Consider the following 20,042-nt stretch of genomic DNA (forward strand, 5'->3'; position numbering starts at 1 on the left):
CGGATCGCCGGTAATGCACCGGCGATCTGCTTGTTTAAGACGTTACTTGTTCAAGATGACAGACCGTTACGAAGGTTCGTTTTTTGGCCGCCGCAAGGGCAAGCCATTGAGTCCGCGCCGAGAAGCGTTGATGGAAAAAGAGCTGCCGCGTCTGGCGCTCGATCTGAACAAACCCGCCCCGTCGGATTTGAGAGACCTTTTTGAGGCGGAGGTAACAACCGTCTGTCTGGAGGTTGGCTTTGGCGGCGGCGAACACCTTTTGCACAGGGCTCGCACAAGTCCGGAAACCGGCTTTATCGGTATCGAACCTTTTGTCGGCAGCATGGCCAAGGCCGTTGCCGTGGTCGTTGACGAAGGTCTTGGCAATGTCAGGCTCTATGACGATGATGCAGTGAATGTTCTCGACTGGCTGCCGGATGCGTCTCTCGATCTTGCCTACCAGCTCTACCCCGACCCCTGGCCGAAGAAACGGCACTGGAAACGGCGCTTTATCAATCAGCAGAATTTGGACCGTTACGCACGGGTGCTCAGGCCGGACAGCGAATTCAGGTTCGCAAGCGATATTGACACATATGTGGATTGGGCGCTCCGGCATTTGCGCGATCACGCGGCGTTTCAATGGACTGCCGAGACGGCGCGTGACTGGAAGGAACCCTGGCAAGACTGGCCCGGAACTCGATATGAAGCCAAGGCAATCCGCGAAGGCCGAAAAGGGCGCTATCTGACTTTCCGGCGCATTTGAGCCGCCTCGGCGCTGCCTGCCATCATGCCCTGCGGATATTTGATCAAGTTCTTTTTGGGATTCGGTCCGGGAGACTTGCGTTCCGGCAGGCTTTGGCGTTATACAGCCGGTGTTTCACCTCAAACGGCTTAATCAGAGCACTTTGAGAGTGGGCCCGCCGGGGACCCGCTCTTTTTTGCTTAAGCACAGGCCGGAAGCAACGAACGAAGCAGGATAGCCTCATGTAGACCGAAAATCGGGCGCATCTGATGCTTATGACCGGAAACGGTTTTGACAGGAGCCAAGTGTGAGCGCACACGAAACCAGAATAGTTACGGAGCAGGGCCTTGATGCCCGTGTTGCCGCAATTGTTGAGCCGGTGATCGAAGATCTCGGCTATCGTCTTGTGCGCACCAAGATCAGCGCAGCCAACGGCTGTACATTGCAGATCATGGCTGAGCGTCCGGACGGCACAATGACGGTGGAAGATTGCGAAACAATCAGCCGGGCGGTGTCTCCGGCACTTGACGTTGAAGACCCGATCAACCGGGCCTATCACCTGGAAGTCTCTTCTCCCGGTATTGACCGTCCTCTTGTGCGCGCTGGTGATTTCGATCGCTGGGCCGGGCACGAATTGAAGGTCGAAATGGCGGTCATGCTGGACGGTCGCAAGCGGTTCCGCGGCACGCTGCTGGGAGCGCAGGATGGTGCGGCACAGGTTCGGTTGCCTGATGCACGCGACGGTGAGGACGACACCGTATTGCTGCCGCTTGAAAATATCGGCGAAGCCAAGCTCGTACTGACAGATGATTTGATTACCGCGGCTCTTCAGGCGGAAAAGGCTGCACTTGCAGCCCGAGGCCAGGAAGATGACCTGACACAGGACAACACGCCCAACTGAGCATTCGGCCCGGGGGCAAAGACAAACGCGCCACAACGACCAAGGCATGAAGCTGGCGCAAGAGGAGTGGAATATGGCAATCAGCGCGAATCGGCTGGAACTGCTGCAAATTGCTGACGCGGTCGCCCGGGAAAAGTCGATCGACCGGATGATCGTGATCAACGCAATGGAAGACGCGATCCAGAAGGCAGCCCGTTCCCGGTACGGCACCGAAACCGAAGTGCGCGCTGAAATCAATCCGAAGACCGGAGAGATCCGGCTGCAACGCCTGTTGCAGGTGGTTGAGGCCGTCGAAAATGTCTCCACCGAAATCTCGCTTGGCGATGCAACGGCGCGAAATCCTGAGGCAAGTCTCGGCGACTTTATCGCTGAACCGCTGCCGCCGCTCGATTTCGGGCGCATCGCGGCCCAGTCCGCGAAGCAGGTCATCGTTCAGAAGGTGCGCGAAGCAGAGCGTGACCGGCAGTACGAAGAGTTCAAGGACCGTGTGGGCGAAGTCATCAACGGCGTGGTCAAGCGTGCCGAATACGGCAATGTCATCGTCGATCTCGGACGGGGCGAAGGCATTGTGCGCAGGGACGAGCTGATCCCCCGCGAAATCTTCAGGACAGGCGATCGCATTCGCGCGTTTATCTATGATGTTCGCCGTGAGCAACGCGGGCCGCAGATCTTCCTGTCACGCACCCATCCGCAGTTCATGGCAAAGCTCTTCGCGCAGGAAGTGCCGGAAATCTACGACGGCGTAATCGAGATCAAGTCCGTTGCCCGTGATCCGGGTTCACGTGCAAAGATCGCGGTGATTTCCAAGGACTCGTCCATCGATCCGGTCGGTGCGTGCGTCGGGATGCGCGGCAGCCGTGTTCAGGCCGTTGTCGGCGAGCTTCAGGGTGAGAAGATTGACATCATTCCATGGAACGACGAGCCGGCAACATTTATCGTCAACGCTTTGCAGCCTGCTGAAGTTGCCAAAGTCGTGCTCGACGAAGATGCGGAACGTATTGAAGTTGTCGTTCCCGATGACCAACTGTCTCTTGCGATCGGTCGGCGCGGCCAGAATGTTCGCCTCGCCTCTCAGCTGACCGGCTGGGCGATCGACATCATGACCGAGCAGGAAGAATCGGATCGTCGCCAGAAGGAATTCCAGGAACGCTCTCAGCTTTTCATGGAAGCTCTCAATGTCGACGAGATGGTTGGCCAGTTGCTTGCTACCGAAGGCTTCACGTCTGTTGAGGAAGTCGCCTATGTGGAGATCGAGGAAATCTCCATGATCGAAGGCTTCGACGACGACACCGCCGTTGAGATCCAGGCGCGCGCGCGCGATTACCTCGGCGAACTGGAAGCCAAGCTCGACGAAGAGCGGATTGCGCTCGGAGTTTCGGACGACCTTCGCGCGATCGACGGACTGACCACTGCGATGCTTGTCGCCCTCGGCCAGGACGACATCAAGACTATGGAAGACCTTGCAGGTTGCGCAGCGGATGACCTTGTCGGCTGGACGGAGCGCAAGGACGGGGAAACCAAACGGTTTGAAGGCACCTTGTCCGCTTTCGACATGTCCCGTGCGGACGCGGAAAATGTGGTGATGGCGGCGCGTCTGGCGGCTGGCTGGATCACGGAAGAAGAATTGGCCGCGCAGGCGGCTGAGGCAGAGGAAGTCGAAGAAGACGCTGTCGACGTTCTTGAAACAGTTGAGGAAGAGGCGCCGGCTGGCGTCATTTTGAATGGATGAATGAGGTGAAGGCCTCAGGCTCGAAAGAGAATTGATCGTTTGACCGCCGACGGACCGGATTGAGTCCGACTGGTCCGAAGGAGTGACGGCGTGCCAAGGAAGAATGAACCAACCGAACGGCAGTGCGCCGTGACGCGGGAGGTTCACCCGGTCAATTCGCTGATCCGGTTCGTACTTGATCCTGCGGGTGAAGTGGTTCCGGACCTGAAACGCGCGCTTCCGGGGCGCGGCGTTTGGGTAACGGCTACGAGAGAAAGTGTCGTTGCAGCAGAAAAGAACCGGAAGAAGGTGTTTGGCCGGGGGTTCAAATGTGAAGCCCGGACCGAACCGGGACTGGCAGATCGCGTCGATGGGCTCCTTGAACGGGCAGCGCTTCAGGCGCTTTCCCTGACGCGCAAGGCCGGTGAACTCGTCACCGGTTATGCAAAAGTAGACGCAGCCCTGCGGCGGGACGCTGTTGCAGGACTGATCCACGCCTCGGATGCGGCTGAGGACGGGATACGGAAACTGGCGGCGGTGGTCGCCGCAAGAGAGGAACTGGCAAACGGGTGCCAAATCGTCCGTTTGTTCAATTCGACCCAATTGGATTTGGCATTGGGCCGGTCAAATGTGATACATGCTGCACTGCTTGCAGGGCAGGCGAGCGAAAACTTTCTTGCACGAGTACGTGACATTGAACGTTTTCGCGGTTATTCCGCAGCAAGCGACGAATAGAGCAACGCATAGCAGGGCGGTTGCGCAGGACTGAAGGCAATATGAGCGATACGAAAAATCCAGGCGACAAGACAATCAGCGTTGAGCGTGGCAAGACGCTCGGCCTCAAGCGGGGCGGCGGCGATCAGGGGACTGTTCGTCAGTCATTCTCGCATGGCCGGTCTAAGGCCGTCGTCGTGGAGAAGAAGAAGCGCCGTGTTGTAATTCCGGGCCAGGAACCGAAACCGGAATCGCCGGCGCCGACGACGCAGCGTCTCGACAAACCGGCTGAAGCGCCTCGCAAGCCGCAACAGCCCGACCCGCAGGCCGCCAAACAGGCGCGCCGTGCCGCTTCTGGTCAGCGCCAGAAAGGCAACGGCAATGTGCTTCGCACCCTGACCAAGGAAGAAGCCGCAGCGCGTGCCGCTGCCCTTCAAATGGCCAAGGAGAGGGAAGTCGAGGAGCGCAAGCGCCGCGAGGAAGATGAAAAGCGCCGTGTAGCGGAAGCCGCACAGCGCAAGGCGGAAGAAGAAGAGCGCGCCAAGGTCGAAGCTGAAGAGCGTGCCAAGCGTGAAGCGGAAGAAGCACGGCTGGCCGCTGAAACGGCAGCAGCAGCGCCGACACAGCCGGCAGCCGAACAGGCTGCGGCGGATGAAGCGCCTAAGGTGGAAAAAGCCGATGCTGCGGGTGCACCCGTGCGCAGGCCTGCACCTTCCAACGGCAACAAGCCGCGCAGCCTAGACGACATGGGCAAGCGCAATGCTCCGGCTCCGGCACGGCCGAAACCGGACGCGCAGCCAGCTGCCGAAGACGATCGTGCCAACAAAGGCCTCCGTGCAGTCAAGCGTCCGAAACAGGCGCCGACGCCGACGACCCGTCCAAGAGGCGGTGAAGACCGCAGACGGTCAAAGCTCACGATTTCTGCTGCGACAGGTGGAGATGACGGCCAACGTGCACGCTCACTCGCTTCCATGCGCCGCCGTCAGGAAAAAGCCAAGCGCGGGCAGCAGCAGGTCGTGCGTGAGAAGATCTCTCGCGAAGTCACGCTTCCTGAAGCAATCACAATCCAGGAACTCGCCAACCGCATGGCGGAGCGCGCGGTCGAAGTGATCAAGCTTCTCATGAAGCAGGGCCAGATGCTCAAGATCAACGACGTTATCGACGCCGACACGGCAGAGTTGATCGCCGAGGAGATGGGGCACACGGTGAAGCGTGTCTCTGAGGCTGACGTCGAAGAAGGTCTTTTCACCAAGGAAGACGATGCAGCAACGCTGCAGTCGCGTCCTCCGGTGGTGACGATCATGGGTCACGTCGACCACGGCAAGACCTCCCTGCTGGATGCGATCCGCAAATCCAAGGTCGTCTCGGGCGAGGCCGGCGGCATCACACAGCATATTGGTGCCTACCAGGTCGACCAGGATGGTCAGAAGATCACCTTCATCGATACACCCGGCCACGCGGCCTTCTCGCAAATGCGTGCCCGCGGTGCCAAGTCGACCGATATCGTGATCCTCGTTGTGGCCGCCGATGACGGCGTCATGCCCCAGACCAAGGAAGCGATCGCTCACGCGAAGGCCGCCGAGGCCCCGATCATTGTTGCGATCAACAAGATCGACAAGCCCGGTGCTGACCCGAACCGTGTGCGCACGGAACTGCTCAGCGAGGAACTCGTCACCGAATCCATGGGCGGCGATATCATTGACGTGGAAGTCTCGGCTCTGAACGGCACCAACCTCGACAAGCTGCTGGAAATGATCCTGCTGCAGGCCGAGGTGCTCGAACTGCAGGCCAATCCGGACCGGACTGCAGAAGGCATCGTCATCGAAGCACAGCTCGATCGTGGCCGTGGCCCGGTGGCAACCGTTCTGGTGCAAAAGGGTACGCTCAAGCCGGGCGACATTCTCGTCGCTGGTTCCGAGTGGGGCCGTGTGCGCGCCATGCTCGATGAAAACGGTAAGCAGGTGAAGGAAGCGGGGCCCGCAAAGCCTGTTGAAGTGCTCGGCTTCCAGGGAACGCCGGCTGCCGGTGATCTGGTTGCAGTCGTGGAAAACGAAGCCCGCGCGCGCGAAATCACCGACTATCGTCAGCGTCAGATCCGCGAAAAAGCATCGGTTGTTGCATCCGGTGCCCGTGGATCGCTCGAGCAGATGATGAACCGTCTGCAGGAAACCGGCCGCAAGGAATTTCCGCTGGTTCTGAAGGCGGACGTGCAGGGGTCGGCAGAAGCGATCGCACATGCGCTGAACGAACTTGGCACTGATGAGGTCGGAGCGCGGATCCTGTTGTCCGGCGTCGGCGGCATCACCGAAAGCGATATCACGCTTGCGGCTGCTTCCAATGCACCAATCCTCGGCTTCAACGTGCGTGCCAACAAGCAGGCCCGCGAGGCCGCGTCGCGCGATGGTATCGAAATCCGCTACTACAACGTGATCTATGATCTGGTTGACGACATCAAGTCCGCCATGTCCGGTCTGTTGTCGCCGGAGCGGCGCGAAACCTTCCTCGGCAATGCGGAGATCAAGGAGATCTTCCACATTTCGAAAGTCGGCAAGGTCGCGGGCTGTCTCGTCACCGAGGGTATCGTGGAGCGTGGCGCAAATGTCCGTCTTATCCGCGACGACGTTGTCATCCACGAAGGTGAACTCGGCACGCTCAAGCGCTTCAAGGATGAGGTCAAGACCGTCGAATCCGGACAGGAATGCGGCATGAACTTCGTCAAGTATCAGGATATGCGTCCGGGCGACATTATCGAATGTTTCCGTGTTGAGCAGATCGCAAGATCGCTCTAACCGCCGGATCAGACACTAAGGCGAAGCGCCGGCGGGGTTCAATCGGATCGCGCCGGCGCCGTCTGTTTCAGGGGCAGTGCTGCCTCATAAAGGATTTAAAATGGCCAGACATCACGGTCAGGACAACCGTGGCCCGTCTCAGCGTCAGCTCAAGGTTGGCGAAACGGTCCGCAAGGAACTGTCCGACATTTTCACAAGAGGCGAGTTCTCCGATCCGGATCTGGATGGAGCCATTGTCACCATACCCGAAGTTCGGATGACACCGGACCTTCGTCTGGCAACATGCCTTGTGATGCCGCTTGGCGGAAAAAATGCCGAAAAGGTCGAGAAGGCGCTCAATCGCAGCGCCAAGTATCTGCGTGGACAGGTTTCACGACGGCTGACCATGAAATATATGCCTGATCTGCGCTTCGTGCTCGACACGCGGTTCGATGATGACGACCGCATCGGCACGCTGCTTCATTCGCCAGGCGTATCGCGCGATCTCGACAAAGACGAAAATCGCGGCGATTAGATTTCCTGTCTTTGTCATCCCGGTTCGAACAACGTGAGAGACCGGGATCCAGTACTTACAAGAGGAACTGGGTTCGTCACCTGGCAGTCTCACGCGACCACTGGATCCCTGCCTGCGCAGGGATGACAAACTCAGAGATACTGCAAACTTTCCGATATCTTATTCCGGATCTTGAACTCGACATGGCGCGCCAGAAACAGGTCAAAAGAAAAAAGAACGTCATCAACGGCTGGCTGGTTCTCGACAAGCCTTACGGCATCACGTCGAACGAGGCGCTTGGCAAGATCAAGCGGATTTTTTCGCCGCAGAAGGTCGGCCACGCCGGGACACTCGACCCGCGCGCGTCAGGACTGCTGCCGGTCGCTTTCGGGGAGGCAACCAAGACCGTTCCCTTTGTTATGGATGGACGCAAGGTCTATCGTTTCGAGGTGACCTGGGGCGCTGAAACCGATACGGATGACACCGAAGGGGAGGTCATCGCGACCTCTGAAACCCGGCCGTCCGCTGACGCGATTGGCGCTGTGCTGCGCGAATTTACCGGTACGATCATGCAGGTGCCGCCAAAGTTCTCAGCGATCAAGGTGGCCGGTGAGCGAGCCTATGATTTGGCGCGTGATGGCGAATCGGTGGAATTGGAAGCCCGTCCGATCGATGTCCACCGGCTGGATCTTGTGGACTGTCCGGATGTGGACCGCGCCGTTTTCGAGGCAGAGTGCGGCAAGGGTACATATGTCCGCGCACTGGCACGTGACCTCGGACGCCGCCTTGGTACGTGTGGTCATGTGACGGCGCTGCGCCGGCTTCTGGTGGGCCCTTTCGGGGAACAAGATCTGATCGACTTGGAAGACATTCTCGAAGCGTCAACGGAACTGGATGAAGGTGAGGGCGTCGAAGTTCTCGTCGAAGAATTCGTTCTGCCAGTGCGCGACGCTATGGACGCGCTGGTCGAGGTAGCTGTCTCGCTTGATGATGCGGTCAGGATTCGAAAAGGCATGGCGGTTCTGCTGCGTGGCCGCGAAGCGCCCTTGAACTCGGATGTTGCTTTCACGAGCCACGCGAATGTTCCCGTCGCGATCGGGTCGATCGAGAAGGGTCGTTTTCAACCAACGCGCGTCTTCAATCTCTGATTTTGTCGAGACGTACGGGCCTCTCTCCGAGAGCCTGACCTTTAATTGCCGCATTCAAGAGCTGCGCAAGCGTGTCTGTTTCTTTCGCGCTGTAGCGGGAATGCCGGTAAAGAGAAAGCACACTGGTTGCAAGCGGTGGCAGTCCGTCTTCGGGACCGAAAGCCTTCAGCGGCGGCGTGACAGCTGGCTTCACCATGACGGTCAGTGCCAGCCCCGCGAGTACAAAAGCGCGCAGACCAATCGGGTGCGGGCTTTGATGGGCAATGTGACCCGTTCGCCCGGCCCGGTCCAGAGCGTCGAACGCGTGTCGTCTCAGATCGCGCCCGTCCGTCAGAAAGACCAGCGGCACCTCTGCTGAGGCCTGGGGATCAAAAGTTGCGCTTCCGGCCCAGACAAGAGGCGTACTTTCGGCGAAAATGCGTTCGGCGCGTTTGCCTTGATCCAGCATGAAGGCAACGTCGATGTCGCGGGCATCAAGCCGCTCCGAGAGCGTGCTGCTTCGCTCGCATTGAATGTGGATCTGCACGTCGGGTTCGTGCTTCGAAAAGGCGTTGAGTACGGGCGGGAGAACCGATTGCGCCAGCGTGACCGTCGTGCCCAGGCGGATCGCCCAGGGGAACCGCGAGTTTTTCACAGTCGTGAGCGCTTCATCGGTCAAGGAGAGGATCCTGCGGGCATACGTCAGAAGCGCATGTCCTTCTGGTGTCAGTCGCATGGTCTGTCCGCGCCCGCGTTCTAACAGCGTTCTGCCTGTGTCATCTTCGAGTTTGCGCACATGATTGCTGATCGCGGACTGTACGGTGTTGCGGCGCTGTGCTGCGTCCGTGAAGTTCAGCGTTTCGGCTGCAACGACAAAGCTCTCAAGGCAATTGAGATCCAACATTAAAATCTCCAATCAGGATTTTAAATGACAAAATAAATCATTTTCCTGATTTTAGTACCAGATCTATGAGTTGGCTCTTTCCAGCAAAGGAGCCTCGTATGACTTTGCCACTGTCTTTTTTCCTGTTGTCTGCTGCTGCAATTTTCCTGACTGGATTGTCGAAGAGCGGATTTGGCGGGGGTCTGGGAGTCTTATCAGTTCCGCTCATGAGCCTGTTCGTGACGCCTCAGTTTGCTGTTGCAGTGCTGATGCCGCTCCTCATTGCGACGGACATTATCGTGGCGTGGCAGTATCGGCACCGTTGGGACGGAGCGGTGGTACGCACTCTGCTGCCAGGCGCGCTGGTCGGTCTGGCTATCGGCCTCGCAACGTTTCGCTGGATGGACGCTCAGATGATCCGTTTCGCCGTTGGCGTTCTGGCTGTTTGCTTCGTCGCCCAGTATCTGCTGTCACGAAATGGCTCGGCCGAAAAACCGCAGCAAAGCCAAGGTGCGGCGTTCCTCATGGCCGCGACGTCCGGCTTTGCAAGCTATGTCGCGCATGCCGGCGGGCCGCCCGTCAAGGGTTACCTGCTGAGCCGTCGAATGGACAAGTCCCTCTTTGTCGGCACAAACACCATGTTCTTTTTCTCAATGAACGCGCTAAAGACCGTGTCTTATACGGTCATGGGGCAACTGTCCCTGGAAAGTCTTGTGGTAAGCGCTGCAATCTCGCCGGTGCTGCTCCTTGGCATAGCGGTTGGCACCTTGCTGCACAGACACATTGACCAACGACGGTTCACCGCGCTTGTCTACGGCTTTTTGGCGCTGGCCGGCGGCAAGTTGCTTTTTGACAGTTTGATCGTGTTGCTGTCACACCCGCATTGATGCGAGCGGATTTTCCTTGGAGGTCGAAGAGGTTTGGTGCCACGCAGAACGGTCAACCGGATTGGCGAAGAAAACGCTAGCTTTTCCCTGCGTTTTCTGCCATATACCGCCGCCATTGGGCACTGACGCCCAATGCATCCTGAAAGATCCTTTGCTGAACGACATCTCGGCTCTGGAGACATCCGGATTTGGCCGGTTTTCCGGCAGTTCAACGTGTCCGGTCAACGGACCTCCCTCTTTGAAAGGAAAGAGCGATGTCGATTACTGCAGAGCGTAAAGCTGAGCTCATCAAGGAATTTGCGACCAAGGAAGGCGACACCGGCTCTCCGGAAGTCCAGGTGGCGATCCTCACCGAGCGCATCAACAACCTGACCGAACACTTCAAGGGCCATGGCAAGGACAATCATTCCCGCCGCGGTCTTCTGAAGATGGTTGCGCAGCGCCGGTCCCTTCTGGACTACACGCGCGGCAAGAGCGAAGTGCGTTACAAGACCCTCATCGAGCGTCTTGGCATCCGTCGCTAAGGTTGAAATTTGAAGCGCGGTGGATAAGTGTCCACCGCGTTTTTTTCAGCGTTTCCACCAAAGGCAAATTGGCTTTGAGAGTCCGGAAACGCTTCAAGGCCTGAATGCGTTTTCGTCAAATCGCTTATCCATTTGTGGTTCGGAAACACTTCAGGCAGTTAGTGCGTTTCCAAGTGACGGCAAACGCTCTATAGAAACCTCGTGACATGTCATGGGGCAGGATTGCCGGCTTCTTTCGAATTGAGTTCAAGAAAGCAGCTCGTTGTCTTGCCCGTGACCTGTCCGCCGGTAACCGGCCCATCCGGGGCCGACCGGGAATGTGCCTGTTCGCGAAAGCTGTACCGAAAGCAGCACGGAATGGGCAAATACGTAAGGACAGATGATGTTTGATATTCATCGTGTGGAAGTCGAGTGGGGCGGACGGCCGCTCGTTCTCGAGACGGGCAAGGTTGCGCGTCAAGCCGATGGCGCAGTTATGGCGACCTATGGCGAAACAAAGGTTCTGGCGACTGTCGTCTCCGCAAAGGAGCCGAGACCGGGACAGGATTTCTTCCCGCTGACCGTAAACTACCAGGAAAAAGCCTTTGCCGCCGGTAAGATTCCGGGCGGCTACTTCAAGCGGGAGGGACGTCCTTCCGAACATGAGACGCTCACCTCGCGTCTGATCGACCGTCCGATCCGCCCGCTGTTTGCAGATGGCTACAAGAACGACACCCAGGTCGTGATCACCGTTCTGTCTCATGACATGGAAAACGCCCCGGACATCCTGGCGATGGTCGCGGCCTCTGCTGCCCTGACGCTGTCCGGCGTTCCGTTCATGGGCCCGATCGGCGGCGCACGCGTCGGTTACATCAACGGCGAATATGTGCTGAACCCGGCTGTTGACGACATGCCGGAGAGCGCGCTCGATCTGGTCGTCGCCGGTACGAATGACGCGGTTCTGATGGTGGAATCGGAAGCCAAGGAACTGGACGAAGCCACCATGCTCGGCGCGGTGATGTTCGGTCACAAAGGTTTCCAGACCGTGATCGACGCGATCATCAAGCTGGCCGAAACCGCTGCGAAAGAGCCGCGTGAACTTTCCATACCGGACCATTCCGACCTGTTCGGCAAGGTCAAGGCCATGGCTGCAGATGAACTGACGGCTGCCTACAAGATCACCTCGAAGACTGACCGCAAGAACGCTGTCGATGCCGCCAAGGCGAAGGTTGTAGAGGCCCTGATCACGAACGCTGCCGACGGCGAGGCACCGGAAGGCACCGTTCTTGGCGAGCAGTTCAAGAAACTGGAAGCAGAGATCGTTCGCGGCGCCATCCTCGACACCGGCACGCGTATCGACGGCCGCGATCTTTCCACCGTTCGTGCCATTTCCTCGGAAGTCGGCATTCTGCCGCGTGCACACGGTTCATCGCTCTTCACACGCGGTGAAACCCAGGGTCTCGTGGTCGCTACGCTCGGCACGGGTGAAGACGAGCAGTTCATCGACCTGCTGGAAGGCACCGTGAAGTCGCACTTCATGCTGCACTACAACTTCCCGCCCTATTCCGTCGGTGAGACGGGTCGCATGGGGTCACCGGGACGCCGCGAAATCGGTCACGGAAAGCTGGCCTGGCGTGCGATCAACCCGATGCTGCCGCAGCACCATGATTTCCCGTACACCCTGCGTGTCGTATCCGAAATCACCGAATCCAACGGCTCGTCCTCCATGGCAACCGTCTGCGGCACATCGCTGGCGCTGATGGATGCAGGTGTTCCGCTGAAGGCACCGGTTGCGGGTATCGCGATGGGCCTGATCAAGGACGGCGAGCGCTTTGCAGTTCTGTCCGATATTCTCGGCGACGAAGATCACCTCGGCGACATGGACTTCAAGGTAGCCGGTACTGAAGGTGGTATCACCTCGCTGCAGATGGACATCAAGATCGACGGCATCACCGAAGAGATCATGAAGGTCGCTCTGGAACAGGCAAAAGGCGGCCGTATCCACATTCTGGGCGAAATGGCCAAGGCGATCACCGAAGCCCGTTCGGAGCTGGGTGAACACGCACCGCGCATCGAAATGATGAAAATTCCGGTCGACAAGATCCGTGAAGTCATCGGTTCGGGCGGCAAGGTCATCCGCGAGATCGTCGAAAAGACCGGCGCGAAGGTCAACATCGAAGACGATGGCACCGTCAAGATCGCGTCCTCGGACGGCAAGGCGATCAAGGCAGCTGTCAACTGGATCAACTCCATCGCGGCAGAGCCGGAAGTCGGTGTGATCTACGAAGGCACGGTCGTCAAATGCGTCGACTTCGGCGCGTTCGTGAACTTCTTCGGTGCGAAGGACGGCCTGGTGCATATCTCGCAGCTGGCGCCGCGCAAGGTCGGCAAGGTCACCGACGTTGTCAAGGAAGGCGACAAGGTCTGGGTCAAGCTGATGGGCTTCGATGAGCGTGGCAAGGTGCGCCTGTCCATGAAGGTCGTCGACCAGGAGACCGGCAAGGAAATCGAAAAAGAATCCGCAGAATAAGCTACTCTGCATTTTCTGAAAAAGAGCGCGCGAAGGGCATCGTCTTTCGCGCGTTTTTATTTGCGCGCCGCCTGCACAGCCCTCATGCCAATGCCGCGCGAATCCGGTTTTTGAACCGGGCCTCATTCGGGCGGCAATCGAGAATAGCCGCTGATACCTGAACATGGATTTGCCTCTTCCGGCGAAGCTGCTATACCCGCGAGCGAATAGAGAGAAAGAGGACAGGCATGGGTCATATGCGCTTGGTAATCGTCGGCGCCGGCGGCAGAATGGGGCGTGCATTGACGCAGGCGGTGACCGAACAGGACGGAACGGAAGTCGTTGCAGCCATTGAGCGGGAAGGCTCCGAATTCCTTGGCAAGGACGCCGGTGAACTTGCTGGCGTCGGGCCTCTCGGAGTTGCTGTTACCGACGATCCCCTGACGGCTTTTGCAAATTCCGACGGTGTTCTGGATTTCACCGCCCCGGCTGCGACGCTGTGGTTCGCCGAGCTCGCCGCTCAGGCGCGCATTGTTCATGTCATCGGCACAACAGGCTGGGCAGATGGCGAAGACGAGCCTCTGAAAGCGGCCGCACGGCATGCACGCATCGTCAAGTCGGGCAATATGAGCCTTGGCGTGAACCTGCTGGCAAGCCTCGTTCGAAAGGCTGCGGCTGCGCTCGATCCCGATTTCGATATCGAGGTCATCGAGATGCATCACAAGCACAAGGTGGATGCACCTTCCGGCACCGCGCTCCTGTTGGGCGAGGCGGCTGCGCAAGGGCGCGGCATAGACCTGCCCTCTCACTCGGTGCGGTCCCGCGACGGCATCATGGATCCCAGAAAAACCGGCGACATCGGCTTTGCCACCTTGCGGGGGGGATCGGTCATCGGCGAGCATTCGGTCGTCTTTGCCGGCCAGGGTGAACGCATTGAGCTCACCCACCGGGCCGAGGACCGGCAGCTGTTTGCACGCGGTGCAGTCAAGGCGGCGCTATGGGGATTTGATCAAAAACCCGGATTTTATTCGATGGCCGATGTCCTCGGCCTGAACGCATGACGATTTATCTAGTTTAAGGAGAACGGCATGGAACGCCTTCTTGTACTTGTCCGTCACGGACAGAGCGAGTGGAATTTGAAGAACCTGTTCACGGGCTGGAAGGACCCCGGCCTGACCGAGCAGGGCGTCTCCGAAGCGCATAAGGCAGGCCAGCAGTTGCGCGACCTGAAGCTGGAATTCGATATTGCGTTCACATCGGTGCTTTCCCGTGCGCAGAGGACGCTCGATATCATCCTGGGTGAACTCGGCCAGTCCGGTCTGGAAACACTGAAGGATCAAGCGCTGAACGAACGGGACTACGGTGATCTGACCGGCATGAACAAGGATCAGGCGCGCCAGGAATTCGGCGAAGAACAGGTGCACATCTGGCGCCGGTCATATGACGTGCCGCCTCCCGGTGGCGAGAGCCTGAAAATGACCGCGGAGCGCGTTCTGCCCTATTACAAGGCGGAAATTCTTCCGCGCGTACTTGAAGGCAAACGTACGCTCGTATCGGCGCACGGCAACTCGCTGAGATCGCTTATCATGGAGCTGGAAGGCCTGAGCCCGGAAGAAATCCTGAAGAGGGAACTCGGCACCGGAACCCCCATCGTCTACAGGCTGGATGAAAATGGCGGCGTTGTAAGCGTTCAGGATCTGGCTGACTGACACCCGGTTGCACGAAACAACGAAAAGGCGGTCATTGAGACCGCCTTTTTTGTGATCAGATTTCAAATCCGCCCTGTGCGGCAACGTTTTTCAGCGGCTTTTCCGGCCGTGCGCCGACATGGCTGATGACATTGGCAGCGCACAGGCAGCCGAGTTCCGCTGCGTCTCCGAGCTTGTAGTCCCGCGCCAGACCGAAGAGGAAACCGGATGCAAACAGGTCACCTGCTCCTGTCAGGTCGACGACGTTGTCGACAGTCTGCGCGGCGACCTTGACGGTTTCGTCTCCCTTGAACGCCATGGCCCCTTCTGAGCCGAGTGTCAGGGCGGTCAGCGCTCCGGTCTCGCGGGCTCCTGCGATCGCGCTATCGAGATCCGACGTTTGGTAGAGCGCCTTGAGTTCATGCTCGTTCGCGAACATGAGGTCGACGACACCATCTGTCAGCAGAGCCTGAAATTCGCTGCGGTACCTGTCGACACAAAAGGAATCCGACAAGGTGATCGCGACTTTCCGCCCGTTCGCATGGGCGACGTCCGCAGCCTTCAAAAAGGCTTTCTTGGCCTCTTCAGGATCCCACAGATACCCTTCCATATAGGTCACCGCCGATGCGGCAACGACCTCTTCGTCAACGTCGGTCGTGCCGAATTCGACGCAAGCGCCGAGATACGTGTTCATGGTCCGCTCGCCGTCGGGCGTAATCAGGATCATCGAACGTGCGGTCGGGTTGCCATCCACCAGGCGGGGCGTATTGAAATAAACACCGGTCCCGTTCATGTCGTGATAGTAGCTGTCACCAAGTTCGTCTTCGGCAACCTTTCCGAAATAGGCGGGCTTGCCACCAAGCGAAGCGATGCCCGCCGCTGTGTTGCCCGCGCTGCCGCCGGAGATGCGCACGGTCTGACCCATCTTGTCGAACAAACGCACTGCTTCTTCGGTGTCGATCAGCCGCATGGATCCCTTGACCAGACTTTCCCGAACTAGGAAATCTTCTTCGACATGGGCGAAGACATCGCAAATCGCATTACCGATGCAAAGCGCATCAAATCTCGTTTCGGTCATAAATACCTCTGTTGCTCACTGCTTGGGCAGGTTCAGGAATGTGGGTTTGGGCGCAGGGCGCGATTGGCTTCCGGTTCCTTGATCTTGTCCCGGAACGGGCTTGCGCGGTAAACGCCGAGGATGTTCAGTTCAGCGCAGAAAAAGGCGAGCTCTTCGAGAGCAAGGCCGACTGCTGGATCCTCCGGATGACCTTCGACGTCGGCATAAAACATCGAGGCGAAGAACTGGCCTTCCAACTGATAGGATTCCAGCTTGGTCATGTTGACGCCGTTGGTCGCAAACCCGCCGAGCGCCTTGTAAAGCGCAGCCGGCACGTTGCGGACCCTGAAGATGAATGTCGTGATCACCGGCTGCCCGTTATGGGCCGCTTCCATCTTTTCGCGCGACAGGATCACGAAACGCGTCGTGTTGTGCGCCGCGTCTTCCACGTCCCGTCGCAGAATGTCGAGCCCGTAAATCTCCGCGGCCATTTCCGGCGCAAACGCACCCACGGTTGGATCGTTAAGATCGGCGACCTGACGTGCAGATCCGGCCGTGTCGCCGCCGACAACGGCCGTCAGGCCCAGCTCGCGGATGATGTTGCGGCACTGACCCAGAGCGTGAATATGGCTTTGGACCTTTTTCAGCGACTGTACGGTTGCACCTTTGGGGGCCATCAGCTGAAACCGGATCGGCATGAAATATTCGCCGATGATGTGAAGGTCGGATTTCGGCAGCAGGTGATGGATATCCGCGACGCGGCCGGCAACGGAATTTTCAATCGGTATCATGGCAAGGTCGGCTGTACCGTCGGCCATCGCGGAAAAGCAATCCTCGAACGTCGCGCAGGGAATCGCCTCATAGTCCGGATAAACACTCCGGCAGGCCATGTGGGAATTCGCGCCGGTTTCTCCCTGAAATACAATTTTCTTTCTGTCTGTCATGGATCTTTTCGCGTTCTGGCAGTCTGGTTCATAGGGTCTGGTAAGCGGCTCGGGCGCGTTCCAGGTCGTCAGGTGTGTTCACATCCATGGGGGCGCTGTCAATGATTGAAACGTCAATACGCATGCCTGCTTCGAGCGCGCGCAACTGTTCGAGCTTTTCGCGCTGCTCCAGCGGAGATGGGGGAAGGCGAACAAACCGGTCGAGCGCGGACCTGCGATAGGCATAAACGCCGATGTGCTGATAAAGCACACCCTCCCCACCAGGTGCTGTTGTCCGGGTGAAATACAGTGCCCTGTGATGACCCTGACCGTTGGGTGTCGTCACGGCCTTTACGAAACTGGGATCGTCGCGGAACCTGTGTTCCGTAATTTCCGTCATGATGGTGCCGATCGAAACGTCCGGGATTTCCAGAGGCGCGAAGGCGGCGCGAATTGCCCCGGGTTCGATGAGCGGCACATCGCCTTGCACATTCAGGATAACATCGAATCGCCCTTCGGGATCCAGCAGTTCGGCGGCCTCCTGGATACGGTCGGAGCCGGAAGCATGGTCGCTGCGGGTCAGAATGGCCTTGCCGCCGTGGTCTGTCACAGCTTCGGCAATCTCTGCATGATCGCAGGCAACCGCCACAGGTCCTATGTCAGCCTGCAACGCTTGCTCCACAACGCGCACGATCATCGGTTTTCCGCAGATGTCTGCAAGAATTTTGCGTGGCAGGCGGGTTGCCTCGAGGCGGGCAGGAATGATCACCAGTGTTGACGTCAAAAGGGTCTCCATGGGGCGGGCGACGACGATTCTAAGCTAAAAAAGCGCGCCGCGTCCGTTTGTCATATCAGTTGCCCTTTTAAAGCTATGGACAGCGAGGTCAAAAAATTTGTAGGTTCCGGAAAATTTACAAAAGCTGATAGGGTTCGCGATCGGCATCGCGGGCCCGGGCGCGCATGAGCTTGGAGCCGGAGAGAATGGATTCCTTCACGCTGAACAAGGCCGCTGGTGCGGTTCTGATGGTTCTTATTCTGACTATGGGTGTTGGGATTGTCTCCGACATCATCTTCCACCCGACAATTCCCGGACAACCAGGTTACGAAATCGTCGTGGAAGCGGCTCCGGATGCAACGTCCACGGTCGAAGCTGAACCGGATGCGGTTCCGATTTCCGAACTTCTGCTCGCAGCGTCTGCGTCTGAAGGCGCTAATGTCGCAAAGAAATGCACTGCGTGTCACACGTTTGACGAAGGCGGCGCCAACAAGGTCGGACCGGCGCTCTGGGATATCGTCGGCCGCAAGCCGGGTGGTCATGAAGGGTTCCGGTATTCGTCGGCGATGGCGACATACGGCGAAGAGAACCCTGAGTGGACTTATGAGTCCCTGAACAACTTCCTCGAGGCTCCGAAGAAATACATCAACGGCACCTCCATGGGCTTTGCCGGACTGCGCAGGCCGGAAGAGCGGGCAGACATGATTGCGTACCTCAGAGAACAGTCTGGAGCACCCAAGCCGCTTCCGGCAGAATGATATAATCCCGTTTCAACGCGGGATCAGTTGTGCAAAGCCGGGCCACTCGCCCGGCTTTTTCTTGATTTACAGGAAAAATTAACAAAGTTTGGCTTCCGTTGTAGGGTGACGTTTGGGTTAACGTCGGGCAGGGGCCGAATGGGCAGGCAGCTGACGCGAAAATTTGTGTCCAGGTCCAATGGAACCTGGGCAGCCTCCGCTATTGCGATTATCTGTTTCCTGACAGGGATCGCGGTGACGGCGCATGTTGGCCTTCTGATCCGCAACGAACTCGTCGCCCAACACAAGCGCGACATAGCGACCGAATTGTCGGAGGCGCGCGCGCGCCTTGAAACGGAAATCAGCCGCACTGTCGCACACGGGCTCGCGTTAAGAGCCTTTGTTGCCGAACTCAAGGACAAGCGATTTGTCGCTGCCGACTATCGGAACATTTCGACTGAACTGATCAATGAAAATCCATCTATCCGTTCGATAGGTCTGGCGCCCGGCAATATTTTGCGGGCTGTTTTCCCGCTGGAGCCGAACAAAGCGGCACTTGGGCTGGACTATCGTTCGAATGCTTCACAATGGCCGGCCGTTGAAAAGGCAATGGTGTCGCGTGAGACCGTGATTGCCGGACCGATTGAACTGGTACAGGGTGGCCGCGCGCTTTTGATCAGAATTCCTGTGTATCCGGCGGAATTTTCAGGCCAGTCGCTGGCGGACCGAAGCTACTGGGGCGTTGCATCGCTCGTTCTTGATGAAGAAAGCCTGATGGCCTCGGCCGGCATCAAACCGGTGATCAACGACATCAATCTGTCCGTCGTTGACAAGGGCGAGGACGGGTCCGCCGCCAGAATTCTGTTCGGTGACAAAAAACTTGCCGAACAGGACCATGTCGCCTTGCCGCTTCTTTTGCCAGGCGGATTGAACTGGGAATTGCTGGGTTATCCGTCCGGTGGTTGGTCCAGCACTGGTAAAGAGGTCTGGATCACGCAATTCATCGGAAGCCTTATTTCCCTTGTCTTCGGCGTCATGGCGTTCCTGCTGATCAGCGAGATTTACAAGGTCAGGTCTATGGCGCTGCACGACCCGCTGACAGGTCTGGCAAACCGGCGCCTGCTTGAAGAACGCATGCATCAGCTGGCTGCCATGTGCGAGCGATCCGGCGTGGGTTTTGAGATCTTTTACGTGGATCTGGATGCATTCAAACCCGTCAACGACAGCTATGGTCACTCGGTGGGTGACCAGTTGCTGATCGAGATCGGAGACCGACTGCAAAGCCAGACCCGTCAATCCGATACGGTCGCGCGGGTCGGCGGAGACGAGTTCATCGTTTTGACGCCTGGAAACATGCGCAGCCCGGAAAAAGATACGTTCGTCCACCGCATGCTGGAACGCGTCACACAGGTGTTTGAGTTTTCAGGTGCCTCCATTGACGTTAAGGCGAGCGTTGGCAGCGCGAGTTTCCCCAAAGACGCCTCGACGGTCGCCGACCTCTTGCGTGTTGCCGACCGTCGCATGTATGCGCAAAAAGCCAGATCCAAACAGTCGGCAATGAATGTTCCGGAAAACGGCGTCCCTCAAGCTGGTTAAATTTATGTCATAATGGCATCCAGCGCGTGAC

18 protein-coding genes are annotated in these 20,042 nt (G+C 58.2%); 14 read left to right on the plus strand and 4 right to left on the minus strand.

What is annotated here, in order from left to right:
• The first annotated feature begins 55 nt into the window (after positions 1–55).
• The 7 genes from trmB to truB all read left to right on the plus strand — a co-directional run bounded on the left by trmB (position 56) and on the right by truB (position 8,474).
• The gene (gene trmB, locus ABVF61_RS12655; protein WP_353996414.1) at positions 56–742 is read left to right on the plus strand and encodes a tRNA (guanine(46)-N(7))-methyltransferase TrmB; all 687 of its coding nucleotides are present in this window, start codon (positions 56–58) and stop codon (positions 740–742) included.
• Between the two features lie 286 nt (positions 743–1,028).
• A complete protein-coding gene (gene rimP, locus ABVF61_RS12660) occupies positions 1,029–1,622 on the plus strand; it encodes a ribosome maturation factor RimP (protein ID WP_353993915.1) in 594 nt (197 codons plus the stop codon).
• A gap of 73 nt (positions 1,623–1,695) precedes the next feature.
• Positions 1,696–3,351, plus strand: a complete 1,656-nt coding sequence (gene nusA / locus ABVF61_RS12665) for a transcription termination factor NusA (protein ID WP_353993916.1) — start codon at positions 1,696–1,698, stop codon at positions 3,349–3,351.
• A gap of 90 nt (positions 3,352–3,441) precedes the next feature.
• Positions 3,442–4,065 carry an RNA-binding protein gene (locus ABVF61_RS12670; protein WP_353993918.1) on the plus strand — a complete coding sequence of 208 codons (624 nt, stop codon included), beginning with the start codon at positions 3,442–3,444 and terminating at the stop codon, positions 4,063–4,065.
• 41 nt (positions 4,066–4,106) lie between these two features.
• Positions 4,107–6,833, plus strand: coding sequence for a translation initiation factor IF-2 (gene infB / locus ABVF61_RS12675; protein WP_353993919.1), 2,727 nt, complete (start codon positions 4,107–4,109; stop codon positions 6,831–6,833).
• Positions 6,834–6,933: 100 nt separating this feature from the next.
• Positions 6,934–7,347 (plus strand): 30S ribosome-binding factor RbfA, encoded by a 414-nt coding sequence (rbfA, locus tag ABVF61_RS12680; protein ID WP_353993921.1) that lies wholly within the window; start codon positions 6,934–6,936, stop codon positions 7,345–7,347.
• A gap of 182 nt (positions 7,348–7,529) precedes the next feature.
• Positions 7,530–8,474, plus strand: a complete 945-nt coding sequence (gene truB, locus ABVF61_RS12685) for a tRNA pseudouridine(55) synthase TruB (protein WP_353996415.1) — start codon at positions 7,530–7,532, stop codon at positions 8,472–8,474.
• On the opposite strand, the gene ABVF61_RS12690 is transcribed toward truB, so the two are convergent.
• Positions 8,464–9,357, minus strand: coding sequence for a LysR family transcriptional regulator (locus ABVF61_RS12690; protein WP_353993922.1), 894 nt, complete (start codon positions 9,355–9,357; stop codon positions 8,464–8,466). The genes truB and ABVF61_RS12690 overlap by 11 nt on opposite strands.
• 98 nt (positions 9,358–9,455) lie before the next feature.
• On the opposite strand from ABVF61_RS12690, the gene ABVF61_RS12695 reads away from it, so the two are divergent.
• The 5 genes from ABVF61_RS12695 to ABVF61_RS12715 all read left to right on the plus strand — a co-directional run bounded on the left by ABVF61_RS12695 (position 9,456) and on the right by ABVF61_RS12715 (position 14,944).
• The gene (locus ABVF61_RS12695; RefSeq protein WP_353993923.1) at positions 9,456–10,223 is read left to right on the plus strand and encodes a sulfite exporter TauE/SafE family protein; all 768 of its coding nucleotides are present in this window, start codon (positions 9,456–9,458) and stop codon (positions 10,221–10,223) included.
• A 254-nt stretch (positions 10,224–10,477) separates the two neighbouring features.
• Complete coding sequence (rpsO, locus tag ABVF61_RS12700; RefSeq protein WP_353993924.1) at positions 10,478–10,747, plus strand: 30S ribosomal protein S15; 270 nt, start codon at positions 10,478–10,480, stop codon at positions 10,745–10,747.
• A gap of 382 nt (positions 10,748–11,129) precedes the next feature.
• On the plus strand, positions 11,130–13,256 hold the full coding sequence (gene pnp, locus ABVF61_RS12705; RefSeq protein WP_353993925.1) for a polyribonucleotide nucleotidyltransferase: 2,127 nt from the start codon (positions 11,130–11,132) through the stop codon (positions 13,254–13,256).
• A gap of 227 nt (positions 13,257–13,483) precedes the next feature.
• The gene (gene dapB, locus ABVF61_RS12710) at positions 13,484–14,296 is read left to right on the plus strand and encodes a 4-hydroxy-tetrahydrodipicolinate reductase (protein WP_502949958.1); all 813 of its coding nucleotides are present in this window, start codon (positions 13,484–13,486) and stop codon (positions 14,294–14,296) included.
• A 27-nt stretch (positions 14,297–14,323) separates the two neighbouring features.
• Entirely contained in the window at positions 14,324–14,944 is a 621-nt protein-coding gene (locus ABVF61_RS12715) for a 2,3-bisphosphoglycerate-dependent phosphoglycerate mutase (RefSeq protein WP_353993926.1), read from the plus strand.
• A gap of 55 nt (positions 14,945–14,999) precedes the next feature.
• Here the strand turns inward: ABVF61_RS12715 and ABVF61_RS12720 are convergent, their stop codons facing one another.
• Genes ABVF61_RS12720 through ABVF61_RS12730 form a run of 3 tightly spaced genes read right to left on the minus strand, consistent with a single transcriptional unit; the run spans position 15,000 to position 17,699 of the window.
• On the minus strand, positions 15,000–16,001 hold the full coding sequence (locus ABVF61_RS12720) for an adenosine kinase (RefSeq protein WP_353993927.1): 1,002 nt from the start codon (positions 15,999–16,001) through the stop codon (positions 15,000–15,002).
• Between the two features lie 32 nt (positions 16,002–16,033).
• Entirely contained in the window at positions 16,034–16,924 is an 891-nt protein-coding gene (locus ABVF61_RS12725) for a prephenate dehydratase (RefSeq protein ID WP_353993929.1), read from the minus strand.
• A 28-nt stretch (positions 16,925–16,952) separates the two neighbouring features.
• Positions 16,953–17,699, minus strand: a complete 747-nt coding sequence (locus ABVF61_RS12730) for a 3-deoxy-manno-octulosonate cytidylyltransferase (RefSeq protein WP_502949959.1) — start codon at positions 17,697–17,699, stop codon at positions 16,953–16,955.
• 185 nt (positions 17,700–17,884) lie between these two features.
• On the opposite strand from ABVF61_RS12730, the gene ABVF61_RS12735 reads away from it, so the two are divergent.
• On the plus strand, positions 17,885–18,436 hold the full coding sequence (locus ABVF61_RS12735) for a c-type cytochrome (protein WP_353993931.1): 552 nt from the start codon (positions 17,885–17,887) through the stop codon (positions 18,434–18,436).
• Between the two features lie 138 nt (positions 18,437–18,574).
• A complete protein-coding gene (locus ABVF61_RS12740) occupies positions 18,575–20,011 on the plus strand; it encodes a diguanylate cyclase domain-containing protein (protein WP_353993932.1) in 1,437 nt (478 codons plus the stop codon).
• Positions 20,012–20,042 lie beyond the last annotated feature (31 nt).

Origin of the sequence: Roseibium sp. HPY-6 (genome assembly GCF_040530035.1) — a bacterium.
GTDB lineage: Bacteria > Pseudomonadota > Alphaproteobacteria > Rhizobiales > Stappiaceae > Roseibium.

What these genes read in the sequence shown, in the direction of transcription:
- ABVF61_RS12715 (WP_353993926.1), top strand. Translation starts at nt 14,324, where the DNA reads ATGGAACGCCTTCTTGTACTTGTCCGTCACGGACAGAGCGAGTGGAAT.
- nusA (WP_353993916.1), top strand. Translation starts at nt 1,696, where the DNA reads ATGGCAATCAGCGCGAATCGGCTGGAACTGCTGCAAATTGCTGACGCG.
- rpsO (WP_353993924.1), top strand. Translation starts at nt 10,478, where the DNA reads ATGTCGATTACTGCAGAGCGTAAAGCTGAGCTCATCAAGGAATTTGCG.
- infB (WP_353993919.1), top strand. Translation starts at nt 4,107, where the DNA reads ATGAGCGATACGAAAAATCCAGGCGACAAGACAATCAGCGTTGAGCGT.
- truB (WP_353996415.1), top strand. Translation starts at nt 7,530, where the DNA reads ATGGCGCGCCAGAAACAGGTCAAAAGAAAAAAGAACGTCATCAACGGC.
- pnp (WP_353993925.1), top strand. Translation starts at nt 11,130, where the DNA reads ATGTTTGATATTCATCGTGTGGAAGTCGAGTGGGGCGGACGGCCGCTC.
- trmB (WP_353996414.1), top strand. Translation starts at nt 56, where the DNA reads ATGACAGACCGTTACGAAGGTTCGTTTTTTGGCCGCCGCAAGGGCAAG.
- ABVF61_RS12690 (WP_353993922.1), bottom strand. Translation starts at nt 9,357, where the DNA reads ATGTTGGATCTCAATTGCCTTGAGAGCTTTGTCGTTGCAGCCGAAACG.
- ABVF61_RS12720 (WP_353993927.1), bottom strand. Translation starts at nt 16,001, where the DNA reads ATGACCGAAACGAGATTTGATGCGCTTTGCATCGGTAATGCGATTTGC.
- ABVF61_RS12735 (WP_353993931.1), top strand. Translation starts at nt 17,885, where the DNA reads ATGGATTCCTTCACGCTGAACAAGGCCGCTGGTGCGGTTCTGATGGTT.
- ABVF61_RS12695 (WP_353993923.1), top strand. Translation starts at nt 9,456, where the DNA reads ATGACTTTGCCACTGTCTTTTTTCCTGTTGTCTGCTGCTGCAATTTTC.
- ABVF61_RS12740 (WP_353993932.1), top strand. Translation starts at nt 18,575, where the DNA reads ATGGGCAGGCAGCTGACGCGAAAATTTGTGTCCAGGTCCAATGGAACC.
- ABVF61_RS12730 (WP_502949959.1), bottom strand. Translation starts at nt 17,699, where the DNA reads ATGGAGACCCTTTTGACGTCAACACTGGTGATCATTCCTGCCCGCCTC.
- ABVF61_RS12725 (WP_353993929.1), bottom strand. Translation starts at nt 16,924, where the DNA reads ATGACAGACAGAAAGAAAATTGTATTTCAGGGAGAAACCGGCGCGAAT.
- rbfA (WP_353993921.1), top strand. Translation starts at nt 6,934, where the DNA reads ATGGCCAGACATCACGGTCAGGACAACCGTGGCCCGTCTCAGCGTCAG.
- dapB (WP_502949958.1), top strand. Translation starts at nt 13,484, where the DNA reads ATGGGTCATATGCGCTTGGTAATCGTCGGCGCCGGCGGCAGAATGGGG.